Origin of the sequence: Paenibacillus sp. USDA918EY, assembly GCF_009870825.1 — a bacterium.
In the GTDB taxonomy this organism is placed as follows: Bacteria; Bacillota; Bacilli; order Paenibacillales; family Paenibacillaceae; genus Paenibacillus_AQ; species Paenibacillus_AQ albilobatus.
Genome location: NZ_WTWY01000006.1, coordinates 276,588 through 289,309 on the forward strand (window position 1 = coordinate 276,588; position 12,722 = coordinate 289,309).

Genomic DNA, 12,722 nt, shown 5'->3' on the forward strand with positions numbered 1-12,722 from the left:
CCGATTCACGAATTTTCCAATCTGCGGATACCGTTCTTTGTGGTTTGTTTTGATGGTACCCGTTCAGAAAGACGGCAGGCGTTTGCCAAAATATATTCGGGGCAGGTTCGCAAAAAAACGAACCACCCGCTTGCGAAACGGACATGCGGCATCGAACGACGATGCTTTTACCGCAAGCATTCGCAGCATATTTTCACGTGCGCCAGCGCCGCGGGTTTCACTTCCTCAAAAGTGACCCGGTCCTGAATGTAATACGAGATGAACCCGTGCATGGACAAAAACAGTGTCAGCGGAAGATTCCGGCAGAATTCCTGGCCGTGCTTTTCCTCGCTCATATAGCGGCGAACGATGGAGGCAAACAGCTCCAGGCAGCGGCCCTGCTCCGTACGGCAGTAGGACAACAGCTCTTCGTCCCGGATCATGAACATAATCTCGTACTGGTACGGATGGTCCAGGCCAAAGCGGATAAACTCGAGCATGAGCTGCTCCACTTTGGTCAAGTCCTGCACCGGGGAAGCCTTGATGACCTTTTTCAGCTGGACCGCAAGATTGTTGAAATCCTCCACGACGATCGCGTAAAACAGCTCCGCCTTTTCCTTAAAATGATAATACAAGGAACCATGACTGTAACCTAAATGCTGACCTATACTGCGCATGGAGATGGCCCTGTAGCCCTTTGTGACGAACAAATGCCTGGCGGCCTCCAGAATCCTCTCCCTGGACAACTCCTGTTCCACTGCTCTTCTTGCCATAGACCTTATTCCCCTTCAATAAAATAAAGCTGCTCACCCTCCGTAATCAGGGATTGCCCCTGCGTCAGATCCACCATCCACGACACGAACGCGTCCTTCTCCGCATCGAGCGGCAGGCATTCCAGCGTTACTTTGTCCGTAAAACGTGTCTCCCCCATACGTACCTCTCGACCCCGAAGCTCATTTTCGACCTTGCCGAGCCACGTGTAATCTAATTCTACAAAAATTTGCCGATGAAGTACACGAGTAATCGCTTCCCCCGCCTCAATCGCCGCGACGGCCCCGTCCGTGTACGCGCGGATCAGCCCTCCGGCCCCGAGCAAAATGCCGCCGAAATAACGGGTAACGACGATCGCCACGTTTTTCAGCCCCTGGTTTTTGATGACCTCGAGGATCGGCTTGCCCGCGGTTCCGCTGGGTTCCCCGTCATCGGACTGCTTTTGGATTTCATCCCGTTCCCCGATCATGTAGGCGAAACAGTTATGGGTGGCGTTCCAATGTTTTTTCCGGATGTCCTCGATAAAAGCGTTTGCATCTTCTTCGTTTTCAACCGGCATGATATGTCCGATGAAACGCGATTTTTTGATAACGATTTCTTTTTCCCCGCTCTTGCGAACGGTACGGTAACGTTCAATCATTTCCTTTGGTACCCTTTCCCAGATTGGCAAGAAAGCAGTCCCCCGCTTTTTTTCAACCGGTGAACTGCTTCCTTCTGCCTTGTGTTCATTCTTAAGAGGTTTTGTTATTCAGAAAGTCTGGCTTCCAGATCGGCCTTTTCCTTTTCATAGCCTGGTTTGCCCAGCAATGCGAACATATTTTTCTTGTAAGCTTCAACGCCCGGCTGGTCGAATGGGTTCACGCCGGAGAGATATCCGCTGATGCCGCAAGCTTTTTCAAAGAAATAAACCAGGTATCCGAAAGAATAAGGAGTCAGATCCGGCACGGTTACGATCAAGTTCGGAACTTGTCCGTCGGTGTGTGCCAGCATCGTGCCCTGGAACGCCTTTTTGTTCACGAAATCCATCGTTTTGCCGGCGAGGAAGTTCAAGCCGTCCAGATCGTCCGGATCGCTTTCGATCGTAATTTCCTCAGTCACCTTGTCCACCTGAATGACGGTTTCGAAAATGTTCCGGCTGCCTTCCTGAATGAATTGGCCCATGGAGTGCAGATCGGTGGAGAAATCGACGGAAGCAGGGTAAATGCCTTTGTAATCCTTGCCTTCGGATTCGCCGTAAAGCTGTTTCCACCATTCCGATACATAGTGCAGGGAAGGCTCATAGTTTACGAGAATTTCGATCGCTTTGCCTTTGCGGTACAGAGCGTTACGAACGGCGGCGTATTGGTAAGCTTCGTTTTCGGCAACGTTCGGGTTGCTGTATTCTTTGGCCGCGTCGGCAGCGCCTTTCATCATTTCTTCGATGTTGATGCCGGCCGTTGCGATTGGAAGAAGGCCTACCGCCGTCAGCACGGAATAACGTCCGCCTACGTCGTCCGGAATGACAAAGGACTCGTACCCTTCTTCGGTCGCAAGCTTTTTAAGCGCGCCTTTGGCTTGGTCGGTTGTTGCGTAAATGCGTTTCTTCGCTTCTTCTTTGCCGTATTTTTTCTCCAGTGCGGCGCGGAAAATGCGGAATGCGATGGCCGGTTCCGTCGTGGTACCGGATTTGGAAATCACGTTCACGGAGAAATCTTTGCCTTCGATCAGGTCGAGCAGATGGGTCACGTACGTCGAGCTGATGTTGTTGCCGGCAAAATAGATTTCAGGCGTTTTGCGCTTATCCTTCGGCAAATAGTTGTAGAAGGAATGCGACAATGCTTCGATCGCCGCGCGTGCGCCAAGGTAGGAACCGCCGATGCCGATGACGATCAGAACGTCGGAATCGCTTTGGATTTTAGCGGCCGCTTTTTGGATGCGGGCAAATTCCTCTTTATCGTAAGCGGTCGGCAGATCGATCCATCCGAGATAATCGGAGCCTGCGCCGCTTTTGTTGTGCAGCTGCTCGTGAGCCAGTCGGATCGGCTCCGCGAAATAATCCACTTCATGCTGGTTGACGAATGCAAGGGCTTTGCTGTAATCGAATTTCAACGGGTTTGACATTTGTCTGTACCTCCTGGTTTCATCTCTACTCCGCGCTCTAAAAAATAGCTTTAGAATAGGATACTTGAATTTCCTGCCGCTCGCAAGCACGAAAGAAAGCTCTTGAAAAAACGGCTCCTTGATGTGCCTGCTTGGGCTTCGTGGTAAAATAGTAAAAGCTTTTTAAAATTTTTCGGGATGCGTACCGGGCCTTTCGGTGCCGGCGCGCAGCGTCCCTCCACGAAAGAAAAGGTGAATACGATGCAAAAAATAGGTTTTATCGGACTGGGTACCATGGGAGCGCCGATGGCATCCAATCTGCTGAAAAAAGGTTACCAGGTGACCGTCTATAACCGCACGGCCTCGAAATGCGAACCGCTGATCGCGGAAGGCGCCTCATCGGCCGCAACACCGCGTGAAGCCGCCGCAGGCCGCGACGTCGTCATCACGATGGTCAGCAACGACGATTCGATTCGCGAAGTGTTTTACGGCGAAGACGGCGTTTTAGGCTCGCTTCAGGCAGGCATGACCGTGATCGATTCGAGCACCATCTCCCCCGGACTCGTCAAGGAAGTCGCCGCTTCCGTTTCGGAGCTGGGCGCCCATTTCCTCGACGCGCCGGTAACCGGCAGCAAGCCTGCGGCGATCGAAGGCACGCTCGTATTTATGGTCGGAGGCGAAGCTTCCGTCTTGGAAAACGTCTCCGACATTTTGAATACCCTTGGCAAAAAGATTATCCATATGGGTCCAAACGGCAGCGGCTCCGTCGCCAAGCTGGCGCATAACACGATGGTCGGCATCAACAACCTCGCGCTCGCCGAAGGTTTCGCCATTGCCGCCAAATCCGGCATCCCGGCGGACAGCTTCCTCGAGCTGGTTCAGCTCGGTTCGGCGGGAAGCAAAGCGGCGGATTTGAAAGGCCGCAAAATCATCGAAGCCGATTTCAGCAACCAGTTTTCGCTGGCGCTTATGCTGAAGGACTTGAAGCTCGCTTCCTCCTTGACCGACGCTTCGGGCATCCCCTCCCCGATGCTGAACATGGCCAAAAGCCTGTTCCAAGCCGGCCAAACGCAGGGGTACGGCGACGAGGACCTGTCGGCCGTCGTCAAATGCTACGAAGCCTGGATCGGACAAACGATCGGCGGCAAGCCGCTGGATTAAGTTTGACCCGTTCCTCCGCCGGTATGCATCGGAGTTTCGGCACCCGCGGCTTTGAGCCTGCAACAGGCTCATGAAAAGATGACTAAAAGGGTAAGGCTGCATCATGACGCAGTCTTACCCTTTTATTTTTATTCGTTTTTCGGATTCGGTCGCTCAACCTTTAAAAGGGGAGCGCCATCAAGCTTCCTCCGGATAGGAGCAGCAGTAGTCCGTTACGCTGAACACTTCCAGGGCGAATTTCGAACGGGCCGGCACATGGAACGTCAAAGGACCGTCAATGTCCTGCCAAGCTTCTTGACCCGGCAAAAGCACTTTAAGCTTGCCGGAAAGGATTTCCATGATCTCAGGACCATCCGTACCGAATTCATACGTGCCCGGAAGCATAATGCCAAGCGTAACCTTGCTTCCGTCTTCCAAGACGACGGTCCGGCTCGTGACCTGACCGTCGTAATAAATATTCGCGGCTTTGACAACCGTCGCGTTGTTGAATTCCGACATGAATACCACTGCTCCTTATCCCATGAAACTTAGATTTGTGCCGATAGCGAAACGTATTAAAGCAGCGCTTTGACGCGTTTAACGACGTTTTCCACCGTAAATCCGTATTCTTTCATGACGACATCCCCAGGAGCGGATGCACCGAAGGTCGTGATGCCAAGGATATCGCCTTTGTCTCCGACGTAACGTTCCCAGCCGAAGGTTTGCGCCATTTCGACCGCAAGACGCGCCTTGACGTCAGGCAGGATGACGGAATCTTTGTAAGCCTGGTCTTGTTTTTCGAACAGATCCCAGCTTGGCATGCTGATAACGCGTGCTTCAATGCCTTCTTTGGCGAGTTCTTCCTGGGCTTTAACGGCCAGTTGAACCTCGGAGCCTGTTGCGATGATTTGAGCAACCGGCTTGCCGTTTTTCGCATCGGATACGACGTAAGCGCCGCGCTTGATGCCTTCTCTTGCTTTTTCGGCGGTTCCTTCAAGGATCGGCAGGTTTTGGCGAGTCAGCACCAGCGCTACCGGATTTTCCTTGTTTTCGACCGCATAAGCCCATGCCGCGGACGTTTCGTTGCCGTCGGCCGGACGGATGACCGTCAATCCAGGGATAATGCGCAGGGAAGCGAGCTGTTCGATCGGCTCGTGCGTAGGTCCGTCTTCACCGACCGCGATGCTGTCATGCGTCAGCACGTAAGTCACAGGCAGTTTCATGATGGCGGACAAACGTACCGCAGGACGCAGATAATCGGTAAATACGAAGAACGTACCGCCGAATGGCTTCAGTCCGCCGTGCAGCGCCATGCCGTTAATCGCAGCAGCCATGCCGAATTCGCGTACCCCGAAGTAAATGTTGCGGCCTTCGCGGCTTTCCGGCGTATAGTTCGCCTGACCGTTCAAGTGGGTCATTGTGGAGCTTTCCAGGTCGGCAGATCCGCCAAGCAGCTGAGGCACGTTGCCTACGAGTCCGTTCAAAGCATTGCCGGATGCCACGCGCGTGGAAACGGCTTTGTCGCCTACAGCGTATTTCGGCAGGTCTTTATCCCAACCTTCCGGCAGGTCGCCGGCAACGGCTTTTTCGAATTGGGCCGCCAGTTCAGGATAAGCTTTTTTGTAAGCCGCAAACTGCTCGTCCCATTCCTTGTTCACTTTGATGCCATGTTCTTTTACTTTTGCAAAATGCTCGCGCACTTCTTCAGGTACATAGAAGTCTTCTTCGTATACCCATTTGTAGAATTCTTTGGTCAATTTTGCTTCTTCAGCGCCAAGCGGAGAACCGTGCGTACCGCCATGGCCGCCTTTGCCCTGCTTGTTCGGGCTTCCGTAACCGATGACCGTTTTCACTTCGATCAGGGTCGGTTTTTCCGTTTCGGCTTGCGCCTCGGAGATCGCCTTCTCGATTGCAGCCAAGTCGTTGCCGTCTTCAACGCGCAGCACTTGCCAGCCGTATGCTTCGAAACGTTTTGCCACATTTTCGGAGAAGGACAGGTTCAGTTTGCCGTCGAGGGAAATGTCGTTGGAATCGTAAAGCACGACCAATTTGCCAAGCTTCAGGTGGCCGGCAAGGGAAGCCGCTTCGGAAGCTACGCCTTCCATCAGGTCGCCGTCGCCGCAAATGGCGTAGGTGTAATGGTCAACCACTTTGTATTGGTCTTTGTTGTAGGTAGCGGCCAGCTGCGTTTCGCCAAGCGCCATACCTACCGCCATCGCAATGCCTTGACCAAGAGGACCGGTTGTAGCGTCAACGCCGGCCGTATGTCCGAATTCAGGGTGGCCCGGAGTCAAGCTTCCCCATTGACGGAACCGTTTCAACTCTTCCATTGGAAGATCATATCCGCTCAGGTGCAGCAAGCTGTACAGCAGCATGGATCCATGTCCTGCGGACAAAACGAAACGGTCGCGGTTAATCCAAGTCGGATTTTCCGGATTGTGGTTCATCGTTTTGGCGAACAATTGGTATCCCATTGGCGCAGAGCCCATCGGCATGCCGGGATGTCCGGAATTTGCCTTCTCGATGGCATCGATGGCGAGCGTACGGATGGTCGTAATCGACAGGTTATCGATTGTCTGATTTTTTTCAGTCATGTGTATCCTCCTTAAGGGTTTTCGATGAATAAAGCCAGCGGCGCCAAATCGCGTACCCGGGCAAACGCTGCGATAACACGACAAAAGAAAGCGCAAAAGCCTTCTCCCGCTTACGGATTTATAAGAAGCTCCGCTTGAATGTTTCATTTTGACTTATTGTAACACTTGGCAGTCTTCTTTTCCATATCCTTTATCACCATTCCCTGCAGCGAACTTCATTATGCGGCAACAATTGACAGCGGGCCGAAGATTGCAAAATCGTAATATACCGCGCATTAAAGCGGTCACATTCAGCTTGGCGCGCCTTATCTTAATGCACAACATTTGTCATAAATTTTTTTGCCCGAAGGGGTCTCCGCTAGAAGTTTAAGGGGATAAGCTGGAGTGATTCGTCTTCCGGGATGCGTCCGGCACGAATCATGGGGACGGTCTTCGGCCTGCCGGCGAGATCGCCCATTTTGCAAAAGAAAAAGGACTCTCGGACGAGGCCCTTATGGTATAATATGGATGTACATACACGCCTTGAGTGGACGCACCCTCCGAAAGGAGGCGATGCGATGAACATTTCGTTCGGTGAAGTGCTTACCTTCGGGATTTTCCTGTTGGCGCTGCTGACTTACATCGATAAACGAAAGTAACCCACTCATAGGTTGTCGCCAAAGTGGGTTACTTCTTCCGTCAGATCATAATCCTGGAGGGGAATCCCACTCAAGATGTTTGTACAAAGGACGGTTGGCACACCGTCCTTATTTATTGTTATCTTAGCATGTGGAGAAAAATACCTCAAGCCGCTTCTTAGGTTCGGTTCGCGGCGCACATGATGAATGGTACGAAAAAAACACCACCGAACGTCAGTTCCTATGGTATAATATGGTTGTACATACACACCTTGAGTGGACGCACCCTCCGGAAGGAGGTGATGCGATGAACATTTCGTTCGGTGAAGTGCTTACCTTCGGGTTATTCCTGTTGGCTTTGCTGACTTACATCGATAAACGAAAGTAACCCACTCATAGGTCGTTGCCAAAGTGGGTTACTATTTCCGGGTTATACATCATCCTGGAGGGAAATCCCGCTCAAGATGTTTGTACTGAGGACGGTCGGCATACCGTCCTTGTTTATTGTTATCTTAACATGTGGATAAAAATACCTCAAGTCAACTTTTGTCCGATTGGACGTCGCCTTAACTGGGTATAAGCGCTGCCGGCTTTCAGTTGGGCAAGAGCGCTTACGCCCTTAGCTTTGCCTTTTTGGCGGCGCTTAGCTAACGCGGATTGCGTTTGCGCGCGGCCAGCAGGCGGTCCATCGCTGCGGACCGCTCATCCTGCGGCGGCTTCGGTTCGGCCGCCGCCGGTTTGCCCGGCCCCGCCGCAGGCGGCCGGGCCGCTTTCCGCCCGCGCGCGCCGGCATGGCTCTGCGCCGCGGGGCGGGCTTCCGAAGCCGGACGCTCCGCTCCGGCTTCGGGTTTCCCGGCGCGTGCCTGCGGCTGCGCCGGTTCGGGCGGCGGCGCGGCGGAGCCGCCGCCGTAAAAGGCCGCCGCGCGCTGCTTACGCGCGGCAAGCCTGCCTAGGCCGGCGTCCGGGGCCTCCGCCCCGCCGGCCGGCTGCGGCCGCCTGCGCAGCGCGGCGGCCAAGAGTGCGCCGAGCCGGCCCCATGGGAGGGCCAGGCGGCGCACGGCGATGTCGGCGACCCATAGAATCAGGGCCGCCGCAAGCAGCGCATGGCCGAGGTCATGCAGCTGCCGGCTCGGGCGAGGAGCAGCGGCAAACAGCTCCTCCGGCCGATCCCAGGACAGCACGCGCCCGCCGGTCATTTCGGCGAGACGCTTCAGCTCCTGGTCCGCGTCGCCTGTTTCGATCCGGTATTCGGGAGAATACGGAACGATCAGGCCGGTCGGCATGGCGACGCTTTTTCCGCCGCCGTCTTCCAGCGTCAGCAGGAAGGAGCCCGGCTGATCCACCGTCATTTCCCCGCTGTAGGTTCCCGGCGATTCCTGAACCAGATCGGTTTTCACCGGCTGAAGCTGGTCGCCCGTCACCATCGCCTGCAGCTGCTCCGGTCCGGTTCCGGCCACGGCGCTGACTTCAAAGCGGACCTTGTTGCCCTCCACTTGGGTCTTCACATCATATGGCGAAGCGGAAAACTGCGGGAAGGTCCATTTCACCATTTGCGTCAGCACGTTGGAAAAGGCGGGCCACGCCACCCAATCCTTCGACCATTTCCCCATCATGTCGCTTGTCCAGGCAACCGTGCGGCCCGAGCCGTATTGCCAGCGGGCAAGCAGCGGGTCCGGTTCGGGGCTTGCAAGCACGGTCTGCGCCGAAGGCTTGGGCGTCGTCGCCACGTAGCCGTAAATTTGCGGTACTCCGCCCTCGAAGAGCTTTCTCCAGTCGCCCGGCTCCTGCATGGCCGGCACAAAAGGCTTGTCCACGATGTACGATTTCGAGATCATGGCCGCTTCGCGGCTGAAAATCGCCGGAATCGTCGTTTCGTCCTGCGCCATGTAAAAACGTCCCTTAGCCCCTTCCGCAAGCGTCTGAAGCAGATTCACGTCCGCGTCGCCGCCGACGGCTACCGTGGACATCGTAATTTTGGCGTCGTTCATTTGATCCAGCAAAGGCCCGTATCCGCCGTTTCCGGCGGACTGCCCGTCCGTCATCAGGATGATATGCTTGCGCTGGGCCTGGATCTTCAGCATTTCCTCCACGGCAGAGGCGGCGGCGGGGTAAATATCCGTTCCCCCGTCGCTTTGGATCGATTGGATTTCATCGATCACTTCCTGCTTTTTATTATCGAGCCGCATCGGGGGAACGACCCACCAATTATTGGTGTCGAAAGCCAACACGCCTACGGTGTCTTTGGACCGTAACATTTCCACGGTGCGGATCGCGGCTTCCTTGGCCATCTCCATTTTGTCGCCGGACATGCTGCCCGAGCGGTCGATGACGAGGATCAGCCCCAGCGACGGGATCTGCCTTTTCCCTTCCAGCTCCATCGAAACGGGCAAAGCCCGTTCGATCGGCGTTTTGAAATAACCGCCCATGCCGAAGGATTCCTCGCCGCCGACCATCATAAAGCCAATGCCGTAGCTTTTTACCGCTTGCTCGATCATCTCCATCCGGCGTTCCCCGACCTGGTCTCCGGATACGTTGTTGAACACGATCGAATCGTACGCGGCATATTTCGCCAGCTCGCTAGGGAGCAGCGCAGGACTCGGCATGATTTCATACTGCACAAGCCCCGATGACAGGGCGGCGGCAATATTCCCCGAGGTCCCCTTTTTCCCTTCGACGATGAGCACCTTCGGCGGGCCGTCCACGCGGGTAAACGCATAACCGGCATTGTTCGCCGACTGGCTGTCGCCGTTCATGAAAATTTCCGCCCGGTACCGGTGCAGTCCGGTCTTTTTCGCGAGCGCTTTGACGGCAAACCGGTTTTCGCCTGCGGCGATGTCGACCGTTTCCCTTCCGATTTCCCGGCTGTCTTCATAAAGCCTCAGTTCACCGCGACCTTTGTAGGTGCTCCGCACGAGCACTTCGATCGAAAAAGATTCGGCTTGATACAGCTTATGGGGCACGATTACTTCTTCGACCGATACATCCTTGATTTGCCTGGAAGGCGAAGGCAAAACGTCGACGGGAATCCCCCGGTCCTTCAACATCCTTCCGGCAGCCAGCATGCTGCCGACGTTTTCCTTGCCGTCGCTGATCAGCACGATCCTGGAATCGGAACGGCCGTCCAGCAGGTTCCCGGCCAGCATAAGGCCGGATTCCAGATTGGTGAAATCCGGGTTTCCGGCGGCGTTGAGCCGGAAAGGATCCGGCAGCCGGTTCAGCAGCTTCTGCTCATAGGATGCCTGCAACGACGAAGATACGACGCCGACGGCGTCTTTTTCTTTTTTTGCTCCCGCCGATTTCTGCATCCAGTCTTCCGCCTGGCCGGCTTCCGGCATGCTTGCGGACCGGTCCACGACGTACACGACCTTTTTTTGTTCAAGAACCGTATAAGACTGCAAGCCGGAGAGCGCCAGCACCAGCAGCAGAAGAATGACGGAGCGGAACGTCACGGCTCCGGTTTTTCGCGCCCCCGACAGCCGGAAGTCCGATTTGTAGGCGTACAGCATAAACGCCGCGAGCGGAATAAGCAGAAGCAGCAGCCAAGGATGGTTAAATTGAACGCCCACGCTGGTACACCCCCCATTCCACGAGAATGATGAGCAGGGCCAGGCACGAAAGCAGCGTCATGAGCGGCAGCTGGCGCCGCTCCCCGCCGTTGTTGGCGGCTGCCGCTTCAACCGCCCTGCTTGCGGCCGTGCCGTTTTCGTCCGCGGCCTGGCCGATGGCGGCAAGCTTCGCATTCGGTTCGCCCCGCTTCGCTTCAAAAGGATCCGCCGAAGATTCGGCGAAATACCCGGTCGTTTGCCCTTCCCGGTTCTGCTGCTCGAATACGTACAACCCGGGAACCGTAGGCATTTGCTGCAGCGCGTTGATTCCTTTTTCGCCGGTTTCGGCCTTGATTTCCGGAACCTTCAGCTTTTGGGCTAAGCCGTCTTTGGCAATCCATCGGGCTGAAACGGTATCGGCAGCGATCGGGATTTCCACCCTTGTCCCCGCCGTGTGGCGTCCCAGATTTTTGCCGCCGCCCCCCGTCAGCCAGGATACCGCCTCATGAACCACGATCGGGAATTCGGCCGACAGCGGAAAATCCGTGTCCTCCAAATCGAACAAAAACGATAAGCGCGGCTGCCCGTTGGCGGTTCCCGCGATAACCGCGGGATGGCCGTCGATGCTGACGATCGGGGTCGCCCAATCCGGGAGCGGACGGTTTAAGAGGCTGCCGATATACACCCCGTTATAGCTCGCGTACCGGTTTACCGGATGATTTTCAAGCTTCGGCTGGCCGCCGCTTACGTCCATTTTGCCGTCACTGCCTCCAACCGTCCACACCGGCGTGCGGTCGATCAGTTTCTGCCAGTCTCCCTGGGCCGCAAAAGAAGGCGTCTGCCCGTCAATGACGATCAGGTCAGGCGCGTTTTCGGGAACGGCTGCGGCGGCCGTGCCGGGTTCACCGGAACCGGATGCCTCGCCTTCTTTCCCGGTCAACGTCATTTTGACCACTTCGGCGCCCGTCAACTGCAGGGCTTTTTCCAGAAACAGGTTCCCCCGGGTCAACAGCAAAATCCGCGGCGATTCGTTTCGCTGCAAAAACGCGTACGCTTCATTGTCGGCGGCGTAATCGTCCTGGCCCTCAAGCTCGGCCCGATATACCTCCGCATCCGGAACATTCCGGAACGTAAGCGTAACGGTTTCTCCCGGTTTCATTCGGGCGGTTTCCGTTTGCAGCAGCTTGCCGTCGCCGTACATATTGACGTTCGCCTCTTTCGCGGCGCCGCCGCTGTTGTTCACCACGGCCACCGCCGTCCTCCCGTCCGCTCCGTCTTTGACGCCGAATTGCTGCAGCGCAAGGTTCGAGCCTGTATGTGCGTCCGTTTTCATGACCTTCACCGGAACGCGAAACGGAATCGAATCCGGATTGCCTCTCCACTGCCCGTCGGTGAACACGACGACCTCGGCGTCCGTCTCGTCACGGGTCAAAGCCGAAGCAAGGGACAGCGTTTCGTCGTAGGCGGCCCTGCCGTAATAGACCTGGAGCGAATCGACGGCTTCCAGGGCGCGGCTGCGATCTTTTTCCCGGGAAATAACCACGTTCGGCTCCGCATTCATGCTAAGCAGCGTAATATCGCTGTCCTTTGCTTCCTGCCGCAAATAATCCTTTATCATTCGCTTCATCTGCCCGAGACTTTCCTCGGCGGTTTCTCCGTGTCCAATGCTTAGGGTTGCGCCCATGCTTCCCGACGTATCCGCAACCAGCACGACATGCCCTTTCCCGCCGTCCGGCGCCCACCAGTAAGGTTTCATCAGCGCAAAAACAAGCACGGCCGCGACAAGCAGCTGAAGCCAAAGAAGGAGCCTGTTTTGCAGCTTTTGCCAAGGCCGGTTGGCCTCCAGGTTCTTCATGACCCGCTGCCACAACAGATGGCTTGGCACTTTGGTGTCGATAAACTTGCGTTTCAGCAAATACATCGCCAAAATCGCCGGTATACTCAGACCGAACCAAAGGCCAAGCCATGAACCGATCCCCACTCGGATTCCTCCTCCC

The 12,722-nt window shown here is 55.6% G+C and carries 10 protein-coding genes; 3 read left to right on the forward strand and 7 right to left on the reverse strand.

The genetic code is table 11. The features are described from left to right. Positions 1-167: 167 nt before the first annotated feature. The 3 genes from GQY55_RS15280 to GQY55_RS15290 all read right to left on the reverse strand — a co-directional run bounded on the left by GQY55_RS15280 (position 168) and on the right by GQY55_RS15290 (position 2,850). Positions 168-752, reverse strand: a complete 585-nt coding sequence (locus tag GQY55_RS15280) for a TetR/AcrR family transcriptional regulator (RefSeq protein WP_160042727.1) — start codon at positions 750-752, stop codon at positions 168-170. Positions 753-757: 5 nt separating this feature from the next. Then, on the reverse strand, positions 758-1,390 hold the full coding sequence (locus tag GQY55_RS15285; RefSeq protein WP_160042728.1) for a YigZ family protein: 633 nt from the start codon (positions 1,388-1,390) through the stop codon (positions 758-760). Positions 1,391-1,494: 104 nt separating this feature from the next. Then, a complete protein-coding gene (locus tag GQY55_RS15290) occupies positions 1,495-2,850 on the reverse strand; it encodes a glucose-6-phosphate isomerase (protein ID WP_160042729.1) in 1,356 nt (451 codons plus the stop codon). A 240-nt stretch (positions 2,851-3,090) separates the two neighbouring features. On the opposite strand from GQY55_RS15290, the gene GQY55_RS15295 reads away from it, so the two are divergent. Further along, the gene (locus GQY55_RS15295) at positions 3,091-3,990 is read left to right on the forward strand and encodes an NAD(P)-dependent oxidoreductase (protein WP_160042730.1); all 900 of its coding nucleotides are present in this window, start codon (positions 3,091-3,093) and stop codon (positions 3,988-3,990) included. A gap of 177 nt (positions 3,991-4,167) precedes the next feature. Here the strand turns inward: GQY55_RS15295 and ppnP are convergent, their stop codons facing one another. Together ppnP and tkt are read right to left on the reverse strand one after the other, a co-directional pair. Then, positions 4,168-4,488, reverse strand: a complete 321-nt coding sequence (gene ppnP, locus GQY55_RS15300) for a pyrimidine/purine nucleoside phosphorylase (protein ID WP_160042731.1) — start codon at positions 4,486-4,488, stop codon at positions 4,168-4,170. A gap of 56 nt (positions 4,489-4,544) precedes the next feature. Further along, complete coding sequence (gene tkt, locus GQY55_RS15305; RefSeq protein ID WP_160042732.1) at positions 4,545-6,563, reverse strand: transketolase; 2,019 nt, start codon at positions 6,561-6,563, stop codon at positions 4,545-4,547. A gap of 503 nt (positions 6,564-7,066) precedes the next feature. Here tkt and GQY55_RS31810 point away from each other — a divergent pair. Together GQY55_RS31810 and GQY55_RS31425 are read left to right on the forward strand one after the other, a co-directional pair. Then, positions 7,067-7,201 (forward strand): hypothetical protein, encoded by a 135-nt coding sequence (locus GQY55_RS31810; protein ID WP_268895018.1) that lies wholly within the window; start codon positions 7,067-7,069, stop codon positions 7,199-7,201. 130 nt (positions 7,202-7,331) lie between these two features. Then, positions 7,332-7,568 (forward strand): hypothetical protein, encoded by a 237-nt coding sequence (locus tag GQY55_RS31425; protein WP_236575636.1) that lies wholly within the window; start codon positions 7,332-7,334, stop codon positions 7,566-7,568. A 259-nt stretch (positions 7,569-7,827) separates the two neighbouring features. On the opposite strand, the gene GQY55_RS15310 is transcribed toward GQY55_RS31425, so the two are convergent. Together GQY55_RS15310 and GQY55_RS15315 are read right to left on the reverse strand one after the other, a co-directional pair. Then, complete coding sequence (locus tag GQY55_RS15310) at positions 7,828-10,746, reverse strand: VWA domain-containing protein (RefSeq protein WP_160042733.1); 2,919 nt, start codon at positions 10,744-10,746, stop codon at positions 7,828-7,830. Continuing rightward, complete coding sequence (locus GQY55_RS15315) at positions 10,730-12,706, reverse strand: vWA domain-containing protein (RefSeq protein ID WP_160042734.1); 1,977 nt, start codon at positions 12,704-12,706, stop codon at positions 10,730-10,732. The genes GQY55_RS15310 and GQY55_RS15315 overlap by 17 nt, the downstream gene beginning before the upstream one ends. Positions 12,707-12,722: the final 16 nt, after the last annotated feature.

Bases quoted from the DNA above. Each gene is read 5' to 3' on its own strand.
- GQY55_RS15280 (WP_160042727.1), bottom strand. From the start codon at position 752: ATGGCAAGAAGAGCAGTGGAACAGGAGTTGTCCAGGGAGAGGATTCTG.
- GQY55_RS15285 (WP_160042728.1), bottom strand. From the start codon at position 1,390: ATGATTGAACGTTACCGTACCGTTCGCAAGAGCGGGGAAAAAGAAATC.
- GQY55_RS15290 (WP_160042729.1), bottom strand. From the start codon at position 2,850: ATGTCAAACCCGTTGAAATTCGATTACAGCAAAGCCCTTGCATTCGTC.
- GQY55_RS15295 (WP_160042730.1), top strand. From the start codon at position 3,091: ATGCAAAAAATAGGTTTTATCGGACTGGGTACCATGGGAGCGCCGATG.
- ppnP (WP_160042731.1), bottom strand. From the start codon at position 4,488: ATGTCGGAATTCAACAACGCGACGGTTGTCAAAGCCGCGAATATTTAT.
- tkt (WP_160042732.1), bottom strand. From the start codon at position 6,563: ATGACTGAAAAAAATCAGACAATCGATAACCTGTCGATTACGACCATC.
- GQY55_RS31810 (WP_268895018.1), top strand. From the start codon at position 7,067: ATGGATGTACATACACGCCTTGAGTGGACGCACCCTCCGAAAGGAGGC.